Origin of the sequence: Acinetobacter pittii ATCC 19004 = CIP 70.29 (assembly GCF_000369045.1) — a bacterium.
Lineage (GTDB): Bacteria > Pseudomonadota > Gammaproteobacteria > Pseudomonadales > Moraxellaceae > Acinetobacter > Acinetobacter pittii.
Genome location: NZ_KB849786.1, coordinates 693,292 through 717,284, shown reverse-complemented (window position 1 = coordinate 717,284; position 23,993 = coordinate 693,292). Strand labels below are relative to the sequence as shown.

Sequence of the window (23,993 nt, the reverse complement as noted above, 5' to 3'; positions counted from 1 at the left end):
TATCTGCGCTTAGCATAAGCAATAAACAAACAGCAGCCAAGCCTTTAGCCCGCTGCTGCCGTTGCTATTGTGTTAGCAATTATAAAATGTGTCAGGTCAAAAGTTATTGGCTAACTTCGATTGTTAAGCCTGCACGATTCGCCAACTCAGTGAAAGTCGGGAAGCTTGTCGCCACAGTTTCAGTACCATGAATTGTAATCGGACCAGAATTACGAAGACCTGCCATACTAAAACTCATAGCAATACGGTGGTCATGATGTGACTCGATTTCACCGCCAGCAAAGATTGGTGACCAATCGCCAGATTTGCCTTTACCTTCGATAATGATGCCATCATCAGTTGGCGTACAGTCAATACCCATGATTTTTAAGCCATCGGCCATAACCTGAATACGGTCAGACTCTTTCACACGAAGTTCTGCCGCACCAGTTAATACTGTTTGGCCTTCGGCACAAGCTGCTGCAATAAATAAAGCTGGGAATTCATCAATTGCTAAAGGAACTTGGTCTTCCGGCATATGAATGCCTTTAAGTGTGCGTGAACCTTTAATATGAATATCAGCAATAGGCTCGCCACCGGCAATACGTTCATTTTCAACAGTCAGGTCAGCACCCATCTGTTTTAAAATTTCAATTACGCCAGTACGTGTTGGATTAATACCTACAGCTTCCAGAACAACATCGGAACCTTCAGTAATTGCAGCACCCACCATAAAGAAAGCAGCAGATGAAATATCAGATGGAACCTGAATATCAGTACCTACTAATTTTCCGCCACCAACAAGAGAGATCTTATTGCCTTCAGTTTTAACATCATAACCAAATGCACGAAGCATGCGCTCTGTGTGGTCACGAGTTGGTTCTGGCTCAGTTACCGAAGTTTCACCTTCAGCCCATAGACCCGCAAGTAAAATACCCGACTTCACCTGAGCAGATGCCATTGGCAAGTCGTATTGAATGCCTTTTAATTGCTGGCTACCCGTAATGCTGACAGGTGGTGTACCTTTCTCACCTGTAGTCTGAATTTGTGCACCCATTAAACGTAATGGCTTAGCAATACGCTCCATTGGACGTTTAGAAAGTGAAGCATCACCAGTCATCACTGAATCAAACTTTTGTGCAGATAACATGCCTGAAAGCAAACGCATGCTTGTACCAGAATTACCCATATACAATGCACTTGCTGGCGCTTTTAAGCCATGCATGCCCACGCCATGAATGGTCACTTCACCATTTTTAGGGCCTTCAATGCTTACACCCATATCACGGAAAGCTTGTAAAGTTGCTAAAGCATCTTCACCTTCGAGGAAGCCTGTTACATGCGTAGTGCCTTCGGCAATAGCACCAAACATAATGGAGCGATGTGACACAGATTTGTCACCCGGTACGGTAAATTTACCTTTAAATGCCTTATTTCCCGGTAAGATACTGAATTGCTGTGTCACCTTATTTTTCTCCATTAAAGGTTTTTTGGCTAACATATGATTGAAATGCTGACGTGCTGCCTGAGCATGGCCGAGTAAACCCATTAATGCATGAGAGTCTTCGTTTTCAATCAATTTTCTAAGTACGGTAAGTTGCTTTTCGAAGCCATCTACAGCATTTAATATGGCTGTTTTATTGGCAAAGAAAATGTCATGCCACATTTGTGGATCACTAGCTGCAATCCTTGAAAAGTCACGAAAGCCACCTGCTGCATAGCGGAAAATATCAAGATTATCTTCACGATTCGCAAGTTGCTCAACCAAATTAAATGCCATCAAGTGCGGTAAATGACTTGTATGTGCTAAAACTTCATCATGCTTGGCAACGTCCATACAAATGACTTCAGCTTTAGCAGCAGACCAAAGTTGAATTAGTTTATCAACAGCCCATTCTGCACTTGTTGGTAACGGCGTTAAAATAACTTTGTGATTTGCAAATAAATCGACTTTACCTGCATGAACGCCCGTATGCTCACTACCAGCAATAGGATGACCCGGTACAAAGCCTGCTGGTAAATCTTCACCAAATACAGCTTTTGCTGCATCGACGACATTACCTTTTGTGCTTCCTACATCAGTTACAATCGTAGTTTCTGTCAAATAAGGTTTAATTAGTTCAAGCACTTTTTGTGTCGCACGTACTGGCAAGGCTAAAACAACTAAATCTGCCCCTTTCACAGCCTCTACAGGATCAGAAAATCCTTCTTGTATTAAGCCAAGTGATTTTGCATCTTCTAAAGTTTTTTGTGAGCGTGTAGAAGCCACTATAGTTGTCGCCAACTTTTCGGCAACAATAACCCGTGCCAAACTCGACCCGATGAGTCCTAAACCAATAAATGCAACTTTTTTAAATAGGGGTTGTGACATAACTTCAACTTTGCTTTTGCTCAAAGTGATTTAAACCTTTGAGCAATTTGTTTTTAAGCATAATGACATGACCATCTTGATGCATGTCATTATTCCAACATGAGTAATTAGAGAACGGCAGCAGGATAAGAACCTAAAATACGAAGCTCTTTTACCATTGGGCGAATATCATTGATTGCAGCAGCAACGTTCTCTTGATCGATATGACCTTCCAAATCGATAAAGAATACATATGCCCATTTTTCAGGTAATGCTGGACGAGTCTCAATACTCGTTAAGCTAATATTATGTTTTGCAAACGGCGCTAAAATTTCTAATAAAGCACCTGCACGGTCATGTGCCGAAATTAATAACGATGTTTTGTCATTGCCACTTTGTGGAATTTTTTCACGGCCAATGACTAAGAAACGAGTGGTATTTTCCGGATTATCTTCAATATTGCTATGCAAGATTTCAAGGTTATACATACCGGCTGCAATATCAGATGCAATTGCTGCTGAATGCCATTCGTTGCGAATACGGCGTGCAGCTTCCGCATTTGAGTTTAAAGCAACACGCTCAACACCCGGATAATGCGCATCTAACCACTGACGACATTGAGCCAAAGTTTGCTGGTGGGCATAAATCTGTTTAATACTGTCTTTACGTGTATTTTCAGAGACTAGAAATTGATGATGAATACGCAATTCAACTTCACCAATCACATTTAAATTCGATGTTTTAAAGCAATCTAAAGTATGGTTCACAATACCTTCAGATGAGTTTTCAACTGGGACTACACCATAATGTGCGCTACCCGCTTCCACTTCACGGAACACTTCATCAATTGTTGGTAGTGGACGAACAACTGCATCTTTACCAAAATGCTTAAGCACAGCAGATTGAGTAAAAGTACCTTCTGGTCCTAAAAATGCAATACTTTGCGGAGCTTCTAAAGCAAGGCAAGCAGACATAATTTCACGGAACAAACGCGCCATGGTGACATCAGACAAAGGACCTTGGTTGCGCTCCATGACTTTGCGTAAAACTTGTGCTTCACGTTCAGGACGATAAAACAAAGGATTCTCTTCAGAAGCAAATTTAGCTTTAGCAACAGCTTCAGCAAGGCTTGCGCGGCGATTTAATAATTCTTGAATCTGTTGATCTACACTATCAATATCTTCACGAATTTGTTCTAAACTAAGAGAAGTCGTTTTGTTTTGATCATCGTTGATCATTAGAATGCAGCCTCAGTAAAATCATCTTTTAAACGAGAGTATAACAATAGTCTGCTTTGATTTGTTAGGCAATATAGCTGTAAGAGCTTTTTTCATTAACCTTTTTGCTTCCATTTCTTGATTACTTTATTTGATAATGATTTTCATTTATCATTTGTATAATAAATTTTATTATCGCCCATTATGCAAAGATCATTTTTCCTTTTATCTACTAGTTTTTTATTTAGTACTTTAATAAGCTGTTCTACCTTCGCCCAAACGCCTATACAAAATCAACCAAAAATCGTTTTTCAAAATAATCAGGCACAATTTCAAATTAAATCTAAAAATACAGGCCATGATTATCTTATTCAAATTTATAAACCACCTGTCGCCCCGCCCCAACATGGGTATCCAGTACTTTATATATTAGATGGAAATGCTATATTTCCAAGTGCTGCCAATATTGCTCAGTCGATTGGCGCTGGTTCTACCAAATTAGGACTAAATCCACTCATGATAATAGCGGTTGGTTACCCTCAGCAAAAAACCTTTGATGTGCAAAAGCGTGCTTATGATTACACTCCAAAACCTTCTGCCCAATTTCAAGCACAAGGTAAATATAAATATGGGGGTGCTGATCAGTTTATTGCTTTTTTAAATCGCGAACTCAAGCCTACAATTGCAAAACAATTTCCGATTAATAGCCAACAGCAAAGTCTTTATGGACATTCTTTTGGAGGTTTATTTGTGCTTTATCATTTTTTTCAAAAGCCAGATGCATTTCAGCGTTACTTTGCTGCAAGCCCTTCCCTCTGGTTTGACCAAGGCATGTTATTTCAGCAGTTAAATCATTGGCAAAGTCAGAAACCAAATCATTACCCTTTACTCATGACCACAGTCGGGACACATGAGCAAGGTGGCCCTCGTACTCAACTTAACAATAAATTTAATGAAGCAGATTTCTTTAAAGCTTTAGAGAATAAACGTTCAAACCTGTTTAGTTATTGGCATTTTTATAACCCTGCTGAACAACACATTACAAATTTGTATGCGAGCTTGCCTAAAGCACTTATGTTTGCTTCATGTCAAAATTTAGAAAGCTGTAAATCTTTATTTGATGGGCCATTGCAGCAGCCAGCCAAGTAAAAACATAATTACATTTAAAGATGATTATTTCGTTGTTCTTAAAGATAGTCCTCTTAATGTATAGATTGGTTATACTGACCCAATATGTCATAACAACAGTAAAATAGAATGAATAAAATTATTGTTTTAGGCTTACTGGGTATTACAAGTTTTAGTTTAACGGCTTGTGGCGGTTGCCCCCTAATCGCAGGATGCAATGGTAGGGATAATTCTCCGTACTATATGACGACTGTCAGTAATCAAGTTCGTGGCATTCCAATTCCACCTCAAACCAAGCTGACATATCAGTCACAACATTTCAGACAGAAATTTGAGCAAACACATGCTTTAAAAGAGAAAAATTTATCAGGCATCTATTTACCACCAGATATAGCAATCATTTGGGGCGGTATGCCAGTAGATATGTTTATACAGTTTTCTAATCCCGAAATGAAAGGCTTCTCGGCCTATCCAGCACGAGGATTTAAAGCAGAATTATCAAATGAATTTTTACGTTTATGGAAAAGCTGTGAAAGTGATTTAAACATTAAATTAAAGAATCCAAATGATTGGTCATTTAATCCTGAAAATATGAAAATAACGGGTTGTGGTGTCGTCTTTCAAGAACGTAGTAAATACACCGAAGATTCATTCCATCAATATGAAGCAGATGAGTTTTTAAGAAAGATGAATCATGCATTACAGCAATTACCGAAACAACAAGACTATCCTGTCATTCAACAGAAGACCAAATAGTTAAAAACAAAACAGCCCATTCTAGGACAGGCTGTTTTTCTCTGCTTAATTAAGCTTTGCCAATTAATCCACGCGCTACGATTTCTTTCATAATTTCATTTGTACCACCGTAAATACGTTGAATACGTGCATCTACAAAGAAACGTGAAATTGGATATTCAGTCATATAACCATAGCCACCAAAAAGTTGCAGCAAGTTGTCTGCCACTTTCATTTGCATGTCAGTGCTGAAACTTTTAAGCGCTGCTGCTGTTTCAACATCAAGTTTACCTTCTTGATATAGAGCAACGTTTCTCTCGTAAAAAGCAGCTGTAGCAAGCTCATCAATTTTTGCTTGTGCTAAAACAAAACGTGTATTTTGGAACTGTGAAATAGGTTGACCAAATGCATGACGCTCTTTTACATAAGCAGTTGCCAAATCAATTGCACCACGAATAGCGCCAATTGCGGTAGATGCAATAGCTGTACGTTCACGTGGTAACTCTTGCATTAAATAAGCAAAGCCTTGTCCAGCTTGACCGAGTAACTGGTTTTTAGGAACCTTAACATTGTCAAAAAATAGCTCAGATGTGTCTTGAGAATGCAGACCGATTTTGTCGAGGTTGGTACCTTTTTTAAAACCTTCTAGATGAGTATCTGCCAATAATAACGACACCCCTTTCGCACGCGCTTGAGGATCAGTTTTTACTGCAAGCACCACAAGGTCAGCATGTTGCCCATTTGAAATAAATGTTTTAGAACCATTTAGCAAATAATGGTCATCTTGCAAAATAGCGCTAGTACGCATTGATTGTAAATCCGAGCCTGCTCCAGGTTCAGTCATACCAATTGCACCAACCACTTCACCTGTCACCATTTTCGGCAACCAGTATTGTTTTTGCTCTTCTGTCCCAATATGTAAAATATATGGTGCAGCAATTTCAGAGTGGCAAGAAATAGCCGTTGATAATGCACAAAAACCAGCACGTGCCGATTCTTCAACCAACATTAATGAATAATAGGTTGGTACGCCGTAACCACCGTATTCTTCTGGAACATCCACACACAAAAAGCCATTTTCGCCCAGTTGATTCCAGACAGCACGTGGCATAATTCCTTCGCGTTCCCATTGATCGTATTGCGGTGCAATATGCTCATTCATAAAACGTTTAAAATTATCACGGAATAATTCTAAATCTGCATCGTATGCCAACATAATATTTTCCTTCGGCTTTATTGTTTTATCTAATCTGATTGTTGTGCATGCTAATCATTTTTTAAGCTACTGTCATGACATAGCTGCTCATTAAAACTGTACTTTTCAGTCAGCTAATAAAAAAGGAAGCCAAAGCTTCCTCTTTTATATAGATTTATTTGAATTAATCTAAACCTTCAGCGACTTGAGGAGTTTTTTGCTCCATCATTTTTCTGTCGACTTCATCTGGATTGTTTAAAGCATCATTTAGCTTATCTTTATCTAAAGCACCGACCCATTTTGCAACAACAATCGTTGCTAATGAGTTACCAACAAGGTTAGTTAATGCACGGGCTTCTGACATGAAACGGTCAATACCTAAAATCAATGCCAGACCTGCCACTGGAATATGTCCTACAGCAGATAAAGTTGCAGCCATAACAATAAAGCCAGAGCCTGTTACACCCGCAGCACCCTTAGATGAAATTAAGAGTACCAACAACAAAGTAATCTGATGTTGAATATCAAGCTGTGTATTTGTTGCCTGAGCAATAAAGATTGCGGCCATAGTCAAATAAATTGACGTACCATCAAGGTTAAATGAATAACCTGTTGGAATAACCAAACCAACTACAGATTTTTCACAACCTGCAATTTCAAGTTTACGTAACATGCGAGGCAAAACAGATTCAGAAGAAGATGTACCAAGTACAATTAATAACTCTTCACGAATCAGGCGAATCATCTTAAGAATACTGAATCCGCTAATACGGCTGATTGTACCCAAAATTAAGAAGATAAAGAGTAAGCACGTAATATAGAAGCAGATAATGAGCTGCCCTAATTGTACGAGTGAACCAACACCATATTTACCGATAGTAAATGCCATTGCACCGAATGCACCAATCGGAGCTAATTTCATGACCATATTCACAATGTTAAAGAACACGTGTGCAACTTGATCAATAAATTTTAAAACTGGACGTCCTGCATCACCTAACTTATGTAAAGCAAAACCAAAGAGAATTGCAAAAAGAAGGACTTGTAAGATTTCACCATTTGCAAATGCGCCAACTACCGTATCTGGGATGATGTGCATTAAGAAATCAATGGTAGATTGTGACTCACCAGAACTGACGTATTTTTGAATGCCCGAAGTATCGAGAGTGGTAGGGTCAACATTCATCCCTACACCCGGTTTAGCAATGTTAATTACAACAAGGCCAATTAGAAGTGCAATTGTTGAAACGATTTCAAAGTATAACAACGCAACGCCGCCAGTTTTTCCGACTGACTTCATGCTTTCCATGCCAGCAATACCGCTTACCACGGTACAGAAAATAACTGGAGCAATGATCATCTTGATCAAACGAATAAAGGCATCACCTAATGGCTTGAGTTTTTCACCTAACCCCGGAATATGCTGTTCGACACCATTGACAATTTGCGTTGAGCTTGGGGAAAAATGTCCTACCAAGATACCCGCAATAATCGCAATAATCACCTGAAAATAAAGTGATTTATAAATCGGTTTTTTAGCCATAACTTTACTTCAATCTATATTTCCAAGTCCGTTGGAAATACCAAAATGAAACGTCTATTCTTTACGAATACACAGCCCTAACCTTTCACATTAACACCGCAAAAGGGAAATGGTTTTTTGTGAACAAAAAACCTTCCTACTACCTCAATGAAAACAAAATCAATGTTTTCTAAAACAGGAGAATACCTGAAGTTTCTAACCACTTTGAGTAGCTAGAAATAACCTCTTACTTTTTCAATAAAAAGCTGAAGATATAGGAGAATCACATAAAATTATGATATGAGTGCTCAAAAAAGCACGGGAAAGTGTACTCGAATTAAATAACGATTCGATTAATTTTTTAGCTAATACGCATAAAAAACACTCAGGTAGCCTTAAGACTTTAGTATAAGAAACACTTTTGATATTTTTTCAGCAGCTTTTTATGTCATATTGATTAAATACTTGTGGACATTTCATTTTGAGCTGCCTACATCCCATCATTTTTATTGTTTTGAACTACGATGAATACTAAACGTAATATCTATAAAGATGCTGAACATCCCTTTGCTCAATATGTCCGTATTTTAGGTAAGGGGAAAACCGGATCTCGCTCTTTAAGCTATGAAGAAGCTTATCAAGCATTTACCATGATTTTAAAAGGCGAAGTGTTAGATGTGCAGCTAGGTGCATTTTTAATGCTGCTTCGGGTTAAAGAAGAATCTATTGAAGAACTCGCGGGTTTCGTTCAAGCAACCAAAGACCAGCTTCATTTTGAGCCTTTAGATGTTGATTTAGATTGGTCATCTTATGCAGGTAAGCGAAAACACTATCCATGGTTTTTATTAGCCGCTCTTACGCTTGCCCAGCATGGCCATAAAATTGTTATGCATGGTGCGTCAGGTCACACGCTTAACCGTGTTTATACAGAGCAAGTCTTAGAATATCTTGGTTATCAAATTTGTCATTCTGAACAAGAAGTTCGTACACAATTAGCAGAGCAAAATTTTGCTTACTTACCACTAGACGTGATTTCACCAGTTTTAAGCGAATTGATATCTTTAAGAAATGTCATGGGATTGCGTTCGCCTATTCATACTTTGGCCCGTTTAATTAATCCTTTTAACGCTAAGGCTACCTTACAAGCAATATTCCACCCTGCTTACAGAACTTCCCACCAACATAGCGCATTACGCTTAGGCTATCAAAATAGTGCCGTTATTAAAGGCGAAGGTGGTGAATTTGAAAGAAACCCAGATGCCAAAACACTCATTTGTGGTATTAAAAATGGTGAGCTCTATGAACATGAGTTGCCAAAGCTCACACCTGAACGAAGCCCAATTGAAGAAGAATTAGATTTAGCAACGTTTAAAGCAGTATGGCTTGGTCAACAGCACCATGAATACGGAGAAATAGCAGTAACAGAAACCATCGGAATCGCGCTATATACGATGGGCGTTGTTGCTAGTTTTGAAGAAGCGATGCAAAAAGCAAAAGTGTTATGGGATACACGAAATTTAAGCAATCTTAATTCGTAGTTAACAAATGCTATCGTGAAGGTCGACATGGATGTCGACCGTATCACTGCGATACAGGAAGTATCGTCAGTGATACAAAGGATTTTTGGTTACTTTTGATCCTTCAAAAGTAATAAAAGCCTATATGCTATAACTTATGAAAAACATGCTATATAAGGCTGTATGGAATAACCAAAAATAATTTTCTGTCTTATTAAGTTTTAAACAAAACGAATAGGTTTAAACTCTGGCTCATGCTTGTGATGATCATCATCACACTCTTCGCCTTCTTCTTTGGTACCACGGTCAATATAACCGCTACGCTGATCTTCTGGTAAGTTCTTTAACTCCCAAGCGATTACAGCTTGCATACAAGTTTCACGCTGCTCTTTAGTTAAAACAACGCCGTTTGGCCATTTACCAATTTCTACTGCTGTTTTTAAACGCTCTACAATTTCAGGGTTTAAAACAGATAGCATTTGTTCAATATTCATGATTCATCTCTTTGAAAAGATTCAAAATCTTGGTTCCAACCAAGTTTGGTACGGCAGGCCATATAGAAATCATAACCTGGTGGATGCAATAAACTTAGTTTAAATGGGTGTTTACGGATGTGTAAACTGTCTCCAACATTGAGCGAGACACTATGTTGTCCATCTGCACTCACCATTGGTAACACACGATTTTCGCGAATAACGATTTTAATTTCGCTTTGACCACCGACTACGATGGGACGTGATGACAATGTATGGGGATGCATTGGAACTAATGCAATAGCATCCATACTTGGATGTAAAATTGGGCCGCCACCTGACAATGCATAAGCCGTTGATCCGGTTGGCGTCGAAACAATTAAACCATCACTATGTTGGCGGTAAACATATTGACCATCAATATTAAGTTCGAAGTCAATCATGTGTACCGATTTACCCGAGTGCAAAACCACATCATTTAAAGCAATGGCGTCATAAATGACTTCACCATTTGTTCGTACTTCCATTTCAAGCAAGAAACGACGGTCAAGCTGGAAATGCCCTTGAAGTACTTGGTCAAGTTTGAAAATGGCTTCTGAAGGTTTGATATCAGTTAAAAAACCTAACCGCCCGCGGTTGATACCAATAACAGGGGTATTGTAGCGAACTAAAGCTCTAGCAGCGTGGAGTAAAGAACCGTCGCCTCCAACAACTATGACTAAATCAGCAACTTCACCCAATAAATGACGACTTACAATTTGTGCATGATCATAAGGCACTAATTCAGCAGTTTCCTGATCAAAAATGGGGTTTAAGCCTAGGTTCAACAAATGATCATGAATTAAACATAGTGTTTCTACTACTGATGATTTATCTGGTCGACCGATTAACCCGACGTTTCTGAAGGACTTATGTGAAATTTGCACGAATGAGTAAGCTCCGCTGCGATACTTGGCTATAATAACATTAACCTGATTAATTTAAAAAAACATAACAACAAGATGCTGTAAAATTCAATCTAAGTTTTCCAATTATTCACAGTTTTATCATTGCAAATTGATGACAAGCTATCGCATCATTACAGGCATTGTTAGGGTTTTATCTCATTTTTATGAAGTTTGAACGTGGTATCGGTTTCTTTGCACTAATCTTTTCCATTTTGGTCATTGGTGCTTTTATTGCTCTTAGTATCTATCTGATTCGTTTAGATAATATTATCCGTGAAAAATTTGAAGGACAACGGTGGGATATTCCCGCCAAAGTGTTTGCACGTCCTTTGGAAATTTATAATAACGCCCCTATTACCCAAGCAAATTTCACTCAAGAATTAAAACTCTTGGGTTACAAAACTTCAAGTAATTATGACAAGTCTGGAACCTATGTTGCTCAGGGTAGCAATATGTATATCCACACGCGTGGTTTTGATTACGGCGACAGTGTTGAACCCGAACAAGTCCTAGAGTTAAGTTTTGCAAATGACCAAGTTGCTGAAGTTAGAAGTACAAAACCTTCTTCAACGGGTGTTGCGCGACTAGAGCCACTTCTGATTGGAGGGATCTACCCTCAACATAATGAAGACCGTGTTCTCATTAAACTGAATAATGTCCCTAAACCACTTATTGAAGCTTTAATTTCAACAGAAGACCGTAATTTCTATCATCATCACGGTATTTCAATTCGTGGCACTGCCCGTGCATTAGTGAGTAATATCACAGGTGGTAAACGTCAAGGTGGTTCAACCCTGACTCAGCAATTAGTTAAAAACTTCTATCTCACACCTGAACGCACATTAAAACGTAAAGTTAATGAAGCATTAATGGCTTTACTCATTGAGCTGCATTACAGCAAAGATGAAATTTTAGAAGCCTACTTAAATGAAGTAAATCTAGGCCAAAATGGTAGCTACTCAATTAATGGCTATGGTTTGGCTTCTCAATTTTATTTTGGTTTACCTTTACGTGAGCTTAGCGTTGCACAGCAAGCTTATTTAGTTGGTTTAGTGCAAGGCCCTTCTTTATATAATCCTTGGAAAAATCCTGAAGGTGCAAAAAAACGCCGCGATACCGTGTTAAATAACATGCGTGTAATGGGTTATTTAACTCAAGCAGAATATGAAGATGAAATTGCACGTCCTTTAAATGTGTTAAATAAGCCAAGTTTAGGCCCTGCAAAATTCCCTGACTTTTTAGATATCGTGCGTCGTCAATTACGCACAGAATATCAAGAAAGTGATTTAACTAATCAGGGCTTACGTATTTTTACGACTTTAGACCCAATTACTCAAACTCAAGTTCAAAATGCTTTTAAAGCTTCAGTAGACCGCTTGGCAAACAGCAACCCAGCACGTTTGAAAAACTTACAGGGTGCTGTACTGATTGCACATCCAGAAAACGGCGAGCTTGTTGCCGCTGTTGGTTCTACACAAGACTTTACTGGTTTTAACCGCGCTGTAGATGCGAAACGCCAAGTCGGTTCTTTATTAAAACCTGTAATTTATTTAAGTGCTATTGAATCTGGCCGTTACAACTGGGCAACCCAAATTGAAGATGCACCGATTAGTGTCCCTGTAGATGGTGGCAAAAGTTGGACACCTAAAAACTACAGTGGTGGCGGACATGGTGTAGTCAGCTTGAGCGAAGCTTTAGCAAATTCATATAACCTTTCTGCTGTGCGCTTGGGTCAAGAGTTTGGTTTATCAACATTTACCAACAACTTAAGAAAGTTTGGTGTTGAATCGACCATTCCTGCCTACCCTTCTATTTTCCTTGGGGCAGTTAATATGTCACCAATGGAGGTTCTTGGAATTTATGAGAACTTTGCTACAGGTGGCTTTAAATATCCGACTCGTGCAATTCGATCTGTCGTAGATGCCAATGGCCGCCTGCTTGACCGTTATGGCCTGAATGTTCAACAAACCATTGATCCATCTGTTGGTTATATCATGAATTATGGTCTACAACAGGTCATGTCTTCGGGTACTGGTCGCGCAGCTTATAATAGCTTGTCTCCTGCTTTAAAATTGGCAGGTAAATCAGGTACGACTAACGATACACGTGACTCATGGTTTGCGGGCTACTCAGGTAACCACGTTGCTGTAGTGTGGTTAGGTTTAGATGATAACAAAGTGACTGGATTAACAGGTTCATCGGGTGCATTGCCAGTATGGATTAATGTGATGAAACAATTACGTCAAACGCCTGTAAATCTACGTCAACCAGACACAGTACAGTGGCAGTGGATTGACCGTGCAACGGGTGATTTATCTGCTCAAGCTTGTGATGGTGCTATGTATATTCCGATGCTAACGCATACGGTTCCGCACCGTGCTACGCCATGTGGAGCACCTTATTATCAAGTTGATCCAACATATACGCCACAAAGTGATAACACAATTCCTGACTCTCAGGATGATAATACCGACAGTTATATTCGTGAAAGTGAAAACCAGATGGAACAAGATCTGTCAAACAACTCACGAGTAATTTCAAGTGGTAGTTATAACAACTAAGCGTTAACAGGAAATTAGGATATGTTGAAGAAAGGTGTTTTTTATATTGGTGCTGTTCTTATGGTCGGCTGTACAACTCTGCCTGATCATTCTGACTCCAAAGAGAAAACACCTACTCCTCCAGTCAAAAAGACGGAAACTCCATCAGGTGTAAAAATTACGCCTTATGATCACCCAGAAATTCAACGTAAAAATTTACAGGTGATTGTTCCTCAACAGAAAAATCCACAACATTTTAGTGATGATGGCAGCCAGCTACCGGCATTTAAAGTTTTAATGCAAAAAACACAGCAGGCTTATAAAAATCAACAGTGGTCAGAGGCTGAGCGCTATGCACTTCAAGCACAGCGTTTAGCACCACAAGCAGCTGAGACTTATTTATTTCTTGCGCTTACGGCAAATCATAAACAGCAATATTCTAATGCTGAGTCTTTAGCAAGACGTGGTTTGAGTTTTGCCCAAAGTCAGCCAATGAAAAAGCAGCTATGGTTAGTCATCTTAAAAGCTGGGCAACAACGCAACAATCAAAAAACTGTTCAAGAAGCACAGCAAGCATTAAAAGCCCTTTAGCTTTTAATGCTTTTTTATTTTCTCATTAGAAATTACGAATACCTGCTAAGCCATATGCACCATGCTGCTGTGCAGTGGCTAAATCATCCGGATGCACTCCTCCTAATGCAAAAACTGGAATCTGGCTATTTTGAGCGAGATCACTAAAACGTTCCCAACCTAATGCCACAGCTTCTGGATGAGTCGTTGTTGATTTTACAGGACTAATAAAAACAGCATCACAACCAATCTGCTGAGCTTGCTTTAAAGAAACAGCATCATGACAAGCAGCAATATATCGTACGCCCACTGTTAAATCGCCTTTATGCAAATTCATGAGCTGAGATTGTTTTAAATGAACGGTCTTTATTTGTTTTTGTAATTCAGGGCTTAATTGCCGCCAAATATCTACATTTATAATTAAACTTGATCGTTGCCCTTCATCTAAAGCAGTTAATTGCTCTATATACTGCGGCTCAAATTCTTCGATACGCCAGTACAATAAAGCATCACTACTTTCTACCGTTGAAAGCGTATTGCTAATTTTGATGAGATGAGGCCAATAGAGTCGTTTTATGATGTTTTTATTGGCTTTTGGAAAGTTTAAATGAAGTAGCTGATCACGTGTGTACCATGCCCATGGTTGATGAATAAGATTTAATAACTCGTCAGGTACATAACTATGGAATAAATGTAAATTGACAATAATGTCATCATATTCATGGTGAATATAATCAAACTGGTGCCAATCTTTTAAACCAATACCCACTTCTTCATAGATTTCACGGCGGCAGGCTTCTTCTGGTGTTTCACCCTGCTCAACCTTTCCACCAGGGAACTCATGCTTTCCACCTTGATGTTGCTGCTCATCGCGCCATCCAACTAATATTTTTCCACGATGGATCAAGATTGCTATAGCGACATCGACTATTGGTTTGGCCATCTTTTTACTCTCTAAAACTTTTCTCAAGTGTAAGCAAATTTTATCATTTTATAAAATCTTAAAAATCTCATTGACAGATCTATTCGATAATGATTATCATTTAAATCGTTCAAGAACATACCACGGAGCACAACAAATGAACGCACCTTTTAGCTTATTTACCCGTAACAATGACACAGCTCACGCCTTACCAATGTTACATTCTAATAACCTCTTTGCATTAGGCCGTGAAATTCGCATTATGCATGCTGGCGAGGAATATCGTTTACGCCTCACTCGCAACAATCGCCTAATTTTAACTAAATAAAAAACATACTCGCGTTTCAATAATATTCGTGGGAAAACAAAAAATGGATAGCATGGGTAACCATGCTATTTTTTATGAAGGAAGAATAATCTCTGCCCTCAGACCACCTTGTTCAGCATGCATAAAACGTAACTTGCCATTATGCAATTCAATAATTTTTCGAGTAATTGAAATTCCTAACCCAGAACCTTGCTGCTGAGTACCAAGCACCCGAAAAAAACGCTGCCCTAACCGTAATAGCACGTCATCATCTACTCCATTTCCCGTGTCTTCAATAGACACCTTAATTTGCTGTTCATGCTGACTAATCTCAACATGAATAGAGCCTAGTGTCGGGCTATAACGAATGGCGTTATCAAATAAATTTCTAAAAGCAATAAACAGTAATTCTTCATTCGCATATGTTTTAGTTTCTGTCGATAAAGTATTGGTCTCTATCAACATCTGTTTAGCTTTCGCATCTAAATCTACAGTTTCAATCACTCTAGCCAGTAAGTAATTTAAATCGATAACTGTCTTAGGAAGTTCGGGCTGTTCAGCTTCATTAGGTTCTAAGCGGGCCAGAAGAAGTAAATTCTCAAGTATTTTTGTACTTCTAGAAACGTCTTCTTGTATGCGTTCAAAATCTTGATGAAGTTCAGGAAGATGTTGGTATTTACGCTGCAAGACCTGAAGACGCATTTGTATAGCAGACAAGGGAGAACGTAGCTCATGCGAAGCATCCGCGGTAAAACGCTGTTCAGCAACAAGAGCCCTTTGCAATCTCGCAAGCAATTGATTTAATGCATCTATAACAGGTTGAATTTCTGTAATGACATCTGGTTCTTGAATTGGCTCTAAATTTGATGCAGTTTTTTGAGCAATTCGTCTAGAAAGTAAATTGAGTGCAGCCAATTGATGCTCGGTACGCCAACTTACAATGACCCATTGCAGTAACCAAAACAACACCATAAGACCGCTATATCCAGCAAGTGCTTTGAGTACCTCTTCAACACGTGTACTCATTGGTTGAAAAACTTCAACTTGTAGCTGAGAGTCTTCTTGTTGTGCAGCCAGACTACGCCATAATTGGCCATCAAACCAAAAATACGAAAAACCTTCTGATAAGTTACCTTGCTCAAAAAGTTCATGCTGATAGCTATGAGAATGAGTAAGTACTTGGCCTGTGTTTAATAACTCATATTGAATATCAAATTCATCACTTAGCTCATCAAACTGTTTCATGGAATGTTCGGAAAGATCGGAAACCAGCAAAGTATCTGAAATTTCATCCATGATCTCGTCTTGCACTGACATGTTGTGATAGATCGAAAATATAGTGAGTAAACTTAATGCCAATAACCCCACCACCACACTGCTCCACATCGTGGTTTTAACCAGTTGCGACTGCAAGGATGAGCGATTCGATTTCATTTTAAATCTCCCATACGGTAGCCTAGCCCCCGTATGGTTTTAATACTGCTGCTTCCGATTTTTTTTCGAAGTTGATAAATAAATACTTCGATCGCGTTACTTTCAATTTCTTCGCCCCATGCATAGAGTGCTTCTTCTAATTGATCACGGGTAATAATATGCTCGGGATGCACCATAAGCTTACGCAATATTTGGAATTCTTTTGCCGTTAAATCGATAGACTTGCCAGCGCTTAATACAACTTTCGCTTGTGTATCAAGTTGTAGGTCACCCCATGTTAAAATCGATTGCTGACTCAAAGTTTGTTTGCGTAATTGAGCGCGGATGCGAGCCGATAACTCTTCTAAACTAAAAGGCTTAACCAAATAGTCATTTGCGCCTAAATCTAGCCCCTCTACCCGATCATGAATGCTGTCACGTGCAGTAATAAAAATAACAGGAACATTTTTTTGTTTATGGCGAATCGTCGTTAAAACCTTTTCACCAGCCAGTTGAGGTAGTCCCCGATCAAGTAAAATACAGTCATAATCATGCTGTTCGATTGCCGTAAGTGCATAATCACCTCTTTCGACCCAATCTACCTGATAACCGTCTAACTCTAACCATGATTGAATGCTTTCAGCTTGAGAGCGATCATCTTCTGCAAGCAAAATTCTCATCTATTTTTCCTGTTATATCCTGATTTGATCTTGCCAAGCCTTTATAAAAAAAGCAAAGCCGCATGATTTAAATGCGGCTAAAAGTAGTAGATCTACAGACCTTATTCATTAGAACTGAACTTGATCCACATCAATTTCTACGCGTTTTAAAGGTTTATAGTCAATGTCTACTTCACCAATTAAAGTCACATTTGTATTGGCTGAAATAGGGCGACCTTGCCAAAGTTCATCATCTACATCAATTGTAATGCTACCTGTCTTATCACGGAATTGATATTTTTCATCGCCTAAAGATTTTACAACCTGACCATGTAATTTGATCGGTGTATTATCTTTTGAGGTTAATGCCTGTTTTACTGTGGTGACAGTTGCCGGAGCAATTGCAGCTTGATTCACTGGTGTATTCGCCACAACTACGCCAGCAGCAGTCATACCAGCAGTCATCAACATTACTTTAAGCATATTCATATTATTACCCTCTGTTTATGGTTCCCTTTTGGGATAAAGCAATTAAATCAACCATAAATGAGGTGAATCTTAAGAAAAACTTAATTTAATGGCACAACCCTCAAGACCTCTTCTAATGTCGTAAGTCCTTCAATCACTTTACGGGCTCCTGCAATTCTTAAAGGTTCTATACCTTCTTTTTTAGTTTGAGTTCTTAAATCATTTAATGTCACATGACTACTAATAAGGTGTTTAAGCTCAAGACTGACCGGCATAAATTCGTAAATACCGACTCGCCCTTTATAGCCTGTATGACGACATTCTTCGCAGCCTACCGCTTGATAAACCGTTTCAGGCATTTCCATAATGTAGTCAAAGGTTAGGTGTTCCCACTCATCCTCATTAATGTGAGTTTTTTGCTTACAGTGTGGACAAAGCTGGCGGACTAAGCGCTGCGCGAGAACACCTAAAATTGTTGCAGCTGTCAGAAATGGCTGTACACCTAGATCATGCAAACGAGTCAAACTAGACGGTGCATCATTGGTATGTAAAGTTGATAAAACCAAATGACCTGTTAATGCTGCCTGAATGGCCATATTCGCTGTATCTTGATCACGAATTTCCCCAATCATAATAATGTCAGGGTCTTGACGCATAAGCGCACGCACACCGTCTGCAAAGCCTAATTCAATTGCATTATTGACCTGCATTTGGTTAAAACTAGGCTCTAGCATTTCAATCGGATCTTCAATGGTACATACATTGACCTGCTCGGTTGCAAGCTGCTTTAAAGATGAATATAGCGTAGTTGTTTTACCGGAGCCTGTAGGACCCGTGACTAAAATAATACCGTGGCTATTTTTTGTTAATTGTTGCCACTGTTGTAATAAACGCTCTTCAAAACCCAATTGCTGAAAAGAACGTACCAACACATCAGGGTCGAAAATACGCATAACCAGTTTTTCACCAAATGCGGTTGGTAAGGTTGATAAACGTAATTCGGTTTCTTGCCCTTTAGGTGTACGTGTTTTTAACCGGCCATCTTGTGGTTTACGTTTTTCCGCTACATTCAAACGTCCTAAAATTTTAATCCGAGAAATCACGGCGGTCAGCGTATTTGAAGGCATGTTATAAATGGTGTGTAAAACGCCATCAATCCTAAATCTGACTTTACCATTATCTTTACGCGGTTCCATGTGAATGTCACTGGCACTCTGCTCAAATGCAAACTGTAAAATCCAGTCGACTAATTTCACAATATGCTGATCATTAGCATCTGGGTTTTGACTATCGCCAAGCTGCAAAAGTGCTTCAACATTTTTAGTGTCGCGGTCATGAGCTGCATCTTTTTGAGCAGAGTTTACCGCGCGACTCACCTGATAATATTCGCGCAAATAGCGTTGTAACTGTTCGGGATTAAGCAGTACCCGTTCAATTTTCTTAGGCGCTAGACTTCGTTCGAGATTATTGAGCCAATCTGTTTGAAAGGGTTGATCTGTTCCAATCACGATTCGGTCAGCATGAATTTCAACAGCTAAAATATGGTTGCGAATCGCAAACTCTTGTGACATGACCTGCGTTAAAGCGCTGACATCTGCCTTTAAAGGATCGATCACAAATAGAGGTAGCTGAACCCGATCTGCAAACCATAAACATAAGCGGTTTAAACTCAAATGCGCATGTGTGTGTTGCTGATCTTTTAAATTAAAATGTGCAATCCACTGTAATGGGTGCCACTTTAACTGGTCTTTTTGGCGGTGACTTGTCTGTACCAGTAATTTATCTCGTTCTGTTATACGGCCTTCTTGTAATAGTTGTTCTAGACACCAATATGTATCTATTTCTACATGTGCATTCATGCGCTATCCCCAATATATTTTTATAATATAGCAGAGATGTTTTACATTTAAATATCCTTTAACATCAGTTAATTAAACCACTTCTCATCTTAGTATTTTTTTGTGTCACAGGTCATATTTATAGAAATATTTTCTACATAGTTTTGTCTAAAAAAGACACTATGCTCACTATAATAAAAAGCATAAACTGAACATGAATACATGATTTTAAAATGATTCAAATCTACATATAACAATAAGCAAAGAGGAAGTAATATGGAACTTCCAATGACAATGTCATTACAAACAGCATCATTTGAAGAATTTATTACTGTCATTGCTGCGGCGCTTGGTTGTGGCTTATTAATTGGTTTAGAACGAGAACGAAGTAAGCTTAAACATGAATATAAAACCTTTGCGGGATTTCGATCTTTTGCCATTAGTGCATTATTAGGAGCAATCTGTTTTTTATTTGGCATTGAAATTGGAATTGTGGGTGCCTTACTCATTGGTGCTATTAGTATTGTTTCGCTCAAAAATCAACCCAATGACCCGGGCGTGACCACCGAACTCGCCTTTATTATGACTTACTTCATCGGGGCACTTTGCATTTGGAATATTTCGCTCGCTGCCGGCCTAGCTGTGATCATGACAACTATCTTAATAGCTAAGCAGTCTATGCATGGCATTGCCAGTCAATGGATTACTGAATCAGAATTACGTGATGGTATTTTTCTACTTGCCTTACTGTTAATTGCTTTGCCTTTAGTTCCAAATAAACCTTTTTGGGGTCCAGTTTTAAATCCACATGTGATTTTAAAATTACTGACTTTAATCTTATTTGTACAAGCCCTTGCCCATATAGCAAAGCGACTTTTGTCGTCTAAAAATGCTTTATTGCTTTCTTCTTTAGCTTCTGGATTTGTTTCTAGTACAGCAACTATTGCCAGTTTAGGTTTAGAAGTACGCTCTGGCAAAGCCAACGCAACAACAAATGCAGGTGCTGCATTGATGTCTTGCGTTTCAACACTGATTCAAACCTTAATTATTGTGATCGGTATTAGCTTTGCTTGGTTCAAGCTGATTATATTTCCTACACTTATTGCCTTAGTAGTTTTAGCAGTATGGGCCTTTATTTTATTACGTAAAGCCGAGCCTAGTACGGCTTCGCCCGAGCTTGACTCAAGAATGTTCAGCTTAAAAGAAGCCATTATTATTGCGGGTACACTTACCCTTATTCAGGCAGGTGTTTATGGTTTAAGTATATCTTTAGGCGATGCGGGATTAATCGCGGGGACCTTACTTGCTTCTTTATTTGAAATACATGCAGCTATAGCGGCGGTCATTGTGCAAGGTGAACCTGATAGCGCACATATGACACCTTTATTAATTGCCTTTTTAGGAGGTTTTGCAGTTCACGCTCTTGCTAAAAGTGTGAACTCTGCAATTTCGGGCGGACTACGCTATGCCCTTGCTTTCGTTCCCGCCCAGCTCATTCATATGGCTATTTTTATTACTTTACTTTGGCTCAACATCCACTGGTTTTAAAATATCTATTATGCAAGCGCAGAAGTCTTCACCACATCAATGACGGTAACTACAAATTGATCGACCTTAAAATGAATATCAAAGTCTGAAAATTTCATTTTATAGATTCTTTCAGGGTCTTCTTGATAGGCAGGCCGAGGATCTAAAGCTAATACTTGCTCAAGCTCATCAATGTATTGCGAATCTATTTCTTTATTTTGAAGAAAATATTTTTGCGCTGTTAATGCAGCTTCAGTCCACATGACTGCTTTTCGTTCAGGTTCTGCATGTGCATAACCACTTTGAGCCTCCGCAATTGCATCAGAATATTGAATATAGGGTTTGATATCTAAAATTGGGGTGCCATTTAATAAATCACTTCCTGTGACATAGACACGGACAGACTTCCCCACTTTTTCCACTTTATTAAGTTTTACGACTGAAAGCCCGATTGGAGAAGGTCTATACATACTTCGTGTAGCAAATACTCCAATTTTTTCATTACCACCTAAACGTGGCGGACGAACCTGCGGACGGAACTTATCTGCACTGCCTTGATTTTTATTGTCATGAAACTGCCAAACTAACCAGAGATGACTAAATTGCTCAATTCCCTCAAATGCTAACAATTCGTTATATGGTTCTACCATGTCAATATAAGACTCAATATTGACCAAATTAGGCTGGCGTGGAATACCAAATTTTTCACGATAGGGAGAGCACATGTGGCCAATGATGGGGAAGGTGACAGAATTGATCATCACTTTTTCTTATAAACACAATTAAATATATTCAGTTTATCGGGAATGAAATTAGATTAGAATAGCAATCTGTTTTCTTTTAATCGTGATCGAGACCTTTAATGGCTGCTTTTAACGTTGAACGCATTACTCATGTTCACCACTGGAATGACACTCTTTTCAGTTTTAAAACTACACGCGATACCAGCTTACGTTTTAAAAATGGTCAGTTCGTAATGATCGGACTTGAAGTGAATGGCAAACCGTTAATGCGTGCGTATTCGATTGCAAGTGCAAACTACGAAGAAGAGTTAGAATTCTTCTCAATTAAAGTACAAGACGGTCCTTTAACTTCGATTTTGCAAAAAGTACAAGTTGGTGATGAAATCTTAGTTTCTAAAAAACCAACAGGTACTTTGGTTCATGATGACCTTTTACCAGGTAAAAACTTATACCTTTTATCTTCTGGTACTGGTCTTGCTCCATTCTTATCAATTATTCGTGATCCAGAAACTTACGAACGCTTTGAAAAAGTAATCGTTGTTCATGGTACACGCTATATTTCTGAATTAGCTTATCAAGACCTTATCTTGAACGAATTACCAAACCACGAATTCTTTGAAGAGTTAGGTATTAAAGACAAACTTGTTTACTACCCTACTGTTACTCGTGAACCTTTCCACACTCAAGGCCGTGTAACAACTGCAATTGAAACTGGCGCTTTATTTGAAAAAATCGGTTTACCACGCTTCAACCGTGAAACTGACCGTGCAATGCTTTGCGGTAGCCCTGCATTCTTAAAAGATGTGGCTGCATTACTTGACCAACACGGTTTAGTTGAATCACCTCGTATGGGTGAAATGGGCGACTACGTAATTGAACGTGCGTTCGTAGAAAAATAATTTTTTCTAGACATAAAAAAACCGAGGCAAAGTCCTCGGTTTTTTTATGTCTGTTTTACAATTTAATTGTGCCATCGATACAGGTGACAGCGGTTCCACCCACTAAAATTTTATCTTGATACAATTCAAGTTGAAGTTGTCCATCTCGACCTACCGCCCCACCTTGTGAAGAAAGTACGACATCATTTTGTGCAGGAAGAATCCCATAGTAACGAATAAATGAAGCTACGCTACCATTACCACTACCACAAACTGGATCTTCATTTATTCCACATGAAGGGGCAAATGAACGAACCTCTATGTGTTTTTGTTCATCATTATTTTCATGAAAACCAAAAACTGTCGCACCCGTAACTTTCATTTCTAAATCATGTTCTTTTAAAGCGGCAAAGTCTGGTTGGCTATCTAGAACAGCCTCAGCATTAACAGCTTGTAATACAATCCAGCGTGCCCCTACATCTACCAATGCAGCGTTCCATTGAGTATTAATTTCACATTTTAAAATTTCTGCTAATTTCTCAGTATGCATAGCATCTAGTGGAGTAATTTTAGGCTTAGGTAGTTCAAATGAAATATGACGTGATTCACTCACAGTCAGAGTCACCAAACCAGCACCGCACTGCTGTACCAGCTTACCTTCTTTCGCTTTAATTAGACCCGCCTCAAGCAAAGCATAGGCAGTACCAATTGTAGGATGGCCTGCAAATGGCAATTCATTTTGCGGAGTAAAGATTCGAACCTGATAGTCAGCTTGTGAATCGGTCGCAGGGAGTACAAATGTGGTTTCAGAAAGATTGGTCCAGTTCGCAATGGCTTGCATCTGCTCAGACGTTAAGGTGCTGGCGTCCATAATGACCGCAACAGGATTTCCTTTAAATGCTTGTGAAGTAAAAACATCAACTTGTTTAAATGCAACAACAGACATAGACCATTCCTACTGATTTTAAAATTAAAAAATATGGCTTTTAAGTCCTTACCATTTTTTGATCTTACTGATTTATTTTTAATGGTCACAGTATCAATTAATATGAAAAATAATAGACA

At 38.8% G+C, this 23,993-nt stretch carries 21 protein-coding genes; 8 read left to right on the top strand and 13 right to left on the bottom strand.

All coding sequences use genetic code 11. The features are described from left to right. Positions 1-103 precede the first annotated feature (103 nt). Both aroA and pheA read right to left on the bottom strand, forming a co-directional pair. A complete protein-coding gene (gene aroA / locus F928_RS07495; RefSeq protein WP_016806004.1) occupies positions 104-2,350 on the bottom strand; it encodes a bifunctional prephenate dehydrogenase/3-phosphoshikimate 1-carboxyvinyltransferase in 2,247 nt (748 codons plus the stop codon). 107 nt (positions 2,351-2,457) lie between these two features. Beyond that, a complete protein-coding gene (pheA, locus tag F928_RS07490; RefSeq protein WP_002049199.1) occupies positions 2,458-3,567 on the bottom strand; it encodes a prephenate dehydratase in 1,110 nt (369 codons plus the stop codon). Positions 3,568-3,750: 183 nt separating this feature from the next. Between pheA and F928_RS07485 the strand changes: the two genes are divergently transcribed. Beyond that, a complete protein-coding gene (locus F928_RS07485; RefSeq protein WP_005073484.1) occupies positions 3,751-4,695 on the top strand; it encodes an alpha/beta hydrolase in 945 nt (314 codons plus the stop codon). A gap of 108 nt (positions 4,696-4,803) precedes the next feature. Then, on the top strand, positions 4,804-5,430 hold the full coding sequence (locus tag F928_RS07480) for a hypothetical protein (RefSeq protein ID WP_005073482.1): 627 nt from the start codon (positions 4,804-4,806) through the stop codon (positions 5,428-5,430). Positions 5,431-5,479: 49 nt separating this feature from the next. Here the strand turns inward: F928_RS07480 and acadL are convergent, their stop codons facing one another. Further along, positions 5,480-6,625 carry an acyl-CoA dehydrogenase family protein gene (gene acadL, locus F928_RS07475; protein WP_005073480.1) on the bottom strand — a complete coding sequence of 382 codons (1,146 nt, stop codon included), beginning with the start codon at positions 6,623-6,625 and terminating at the stop codon, positions 5,480-5,482. Between the two features lie 163 nt (positions 6,626-6,788). Further along, on the bottom strand, positions 6,789-8,147 hold the full coding sequence (locus tag F928_RS07470) for a dicarboxylate/amino acid:cation symporter (protein ID WP_002118145.1): 1,359 nt from the start codon (positions 8,145-8,147) through the stop codon (positions 6,789-6,791). A 503-nt stretch (positions 8,148-8,650) separates the two neighbouring features. On the opposite strand from F928_RS07470, the gene F928_RS07465 reads away from it, so the two are divergent. Next, positions 8,651-9,664 carry a glycosyl transferase family protein gene (locus tag F928_RS07465; protein ID WP_005073478.1) on the top strand — a complete coding sequence of 338 codons (1,014 nt, stop codon included), beginning with the start codon at positions 8,651-8,653 and terminating at the stop codon, positions 9,662-9,664. 200 nt (positions 9,665-9,864) lie between these two features. Here F928_RS07465 and F928_RS07460 read toward each other — a convergent pair whose 3' ends face one another. Both F928_RS07460 and F928_RS07455 read right to left on the bottom strand, forming a co-directional pair. Next, positions 9,865-10,137, bottom strand: coding sequence for a YeaC family protein (locus F928_RS07460; protein WP_002118245.1), 273 nt, complete (start codon positions 10,135-10,137; stop codon positions 9,865-9,867). Beyond that, the gene (locus tag F928_RS07455; RefSeq protein WP_005073476.1) at positions 10,134-11,042 is read right to left on the bottom strand and encodes an NAD(+) kinase; all 909 of its coding nucleotides are present in this window, start codon (positions 11,040-11,042) and stop codon (positions 10,134-10,136) included. Before F928_RS07455 ends, F928_RS07460 begins: the two co-directional genes overlap by 4 nt. Before the next feature lie 185 nt (positions 11,043-11,227). Here F928_RS07455 and mrcB point away from each other — a divergent pair, with 185 nt between their 5' ends. Both mrcB and F928_RS07445 read left to right on the top strand, forming a co-directional pair. Beyond that, on the top strand, positions 11,228-13,624 hold the full coding sequence (mrcB, locus tag F928_RS07450; protein ID WP_005073474.1) for a penicillin-binding protein 1B: 2,397 nt from the start codon (positions 11,228-11,230) through the stop codon (positions 13,622-13,624). A gap of 21 nt (positions 13,625-13,645) precedes the next feature. After that, positions 13,646-14,194 (top strand): tetratricopeptide repeat protein, encoded by a 549-nt coding sequence (locus tag F928_RS07445; protein ID WP_005073473.1) that lies wholly within the window; start codon positions 13,646-13,648, stop codon positions 14,192-14,194. Between the two features lie 25 nt (positions 14,195-14,219). Here F928_RS07445 and F928_RS07440 read toward each other — a convergent pair whose 3' ends face one another. Then, complete coding sequence (locus F928_RS07440) at positions 14,220-15,116, bottom strand: NUDIX domain-containing protein (protein ID WP_005073471.1); 897 nt, start codon at positions 15,114-15,116, stop codon at positions 14,220-14,222. Between the two features lie 136 nt (positions 15,117-15,252). Between F928_RS07440 and hemP the strand changes: the two genes are divergently transcribed. Next, positions 15,253-15,423, top strand: coding sequence for a hemin uptake protein HemP (hemP, locus tag F928_RS07435; RefSeq protein WP_002118129.1), 171 nt, complete (start codon positions 15,253-15,255; stop codon positions 15,421-15,423). Positions 15,424-15,495: 72 nt separating this feature from the next. Here the strand turns inward: hemP and qseC are convergent, their stop codons facing one another. The 4 genes from qseC to F928_RS07415 form a co-directional block, all read right to left on the bottom strand. Then, a complete protein-coding gene (qseC, locus tag F928_RS07430; RefSeq protein ID WP_005073468.1) occupies positions 15,496-16,836 on the bottom strand; it encodes a sensor histidine kinase in 1,341 nt (446 codons plus the stop codon). Continuing rightward, on the bottom strand, positions 16,833-17,495 hold the full coding sequence (gene qseB, locus F928_RS07425; protein ID WP_005073466.1) for a response regulator transcription factor: 663 nt from the start codon (positions 17,493-17,495) through the stop codon (positions 16,833-16,835). The genes qseC and qseB overlap by 4 nt, the downstream gene beginning before the upstream one ends. A 108-nt stretch (positions 17,496-17,603) precedes the next feature. Further along, the gene (locus F928_RS07420; RefSeq protein ID WP_002118236.1) at positions 17,604-17,963 is read right to left on the bottom strand and encodes a NirD/YgiW/YdeI family stress tolerance protein; all 360 of its coding nucleotides are present in this window, start codon (positions 17,961-17,963) and stop codon (positions 17,604-17,606) included. 80 nt (positions 17,964-18,043) lie between these two features. Continuing rightward, positions 18,044-19,801 carry a type IV pilus assembly ATPase TfpB gene (locus tag F928_RS07415; protein WP_005073463.1) on the bottom strand — a complete coding sequence of 586 codons (1,758 nt, stop codon included), beginning with the start codon at positions 19,799-19,801 and terminating at the stop codon, positions 18,044-18,046. Between the two features lie 255 nt (positions 19,802-20,056). On the opposite strand from F928_RS07415, the gene F928_RS07410 reads away from it, so the two are divergent. Next, positions 20,057-21,328 carry an MgtC/SapB family protein gene (locus tag F928_RS07410; RefSeq protein WP_005073461.1) on the top strand — a complete coding sequence of 424 codons (1,272 nt, stop codon included), beginning with the start codon at positions 20,057-20,059 and terminating at the stop codon, positions 21,326-21,328. An 8-nt stretch (positions 21,329-21,336) separates the two neighbouring features. Here F928_RS07410 and tsaA read toward each other — a convergent pair whose 3' ends face one another. Continuing rightward, positions 21,337-22,068, bottom strand: coding sequence for a tRNA (N6-threonylcarbamoyladenosine(37)-N6)-methyltransferase TrmO (tsaA, locus tag F928_RS07405; RefSeq protein ID WP_016806338.1), 732 nt, complete (start codon positions 22,066-22,068; stop codon positions 21,337-21,339). Positions 22,069-22,169: 101 nt separating this feature from the next. Between tsaA and F928_RS07400 the strand changes: the two genes are divergently transcribed. Then, positions 22,170-22,949 carry a ferredoxin--NADP reductase gene (locus tag F928_RS07400; protein WP_002118187.1) on the top strand — a complete coding sequence of 260 codons (780 nt, stop codon included), beginning with the start codon at positions 22,170-22,172 and terminating at the stop codon, positions 22,947-22,949. Between the two features lie 55 nt (positions 22,950-23,004). Here F928_RS07400 and F928_RS07395 read toward each other — a convergent pair whose 3' ends face one another. Further along, entirely contained in the window at positions 23,005-23,874 is an 870-nt protein-coding gene (locus tag F928_RS07395; RefSeq protein WP_005073457.1) for a PhzF family phenazine biosynthesis protein, read from the bottom strand. Positions 23,875-23,993: the final 119 nt, after the last annotated feature.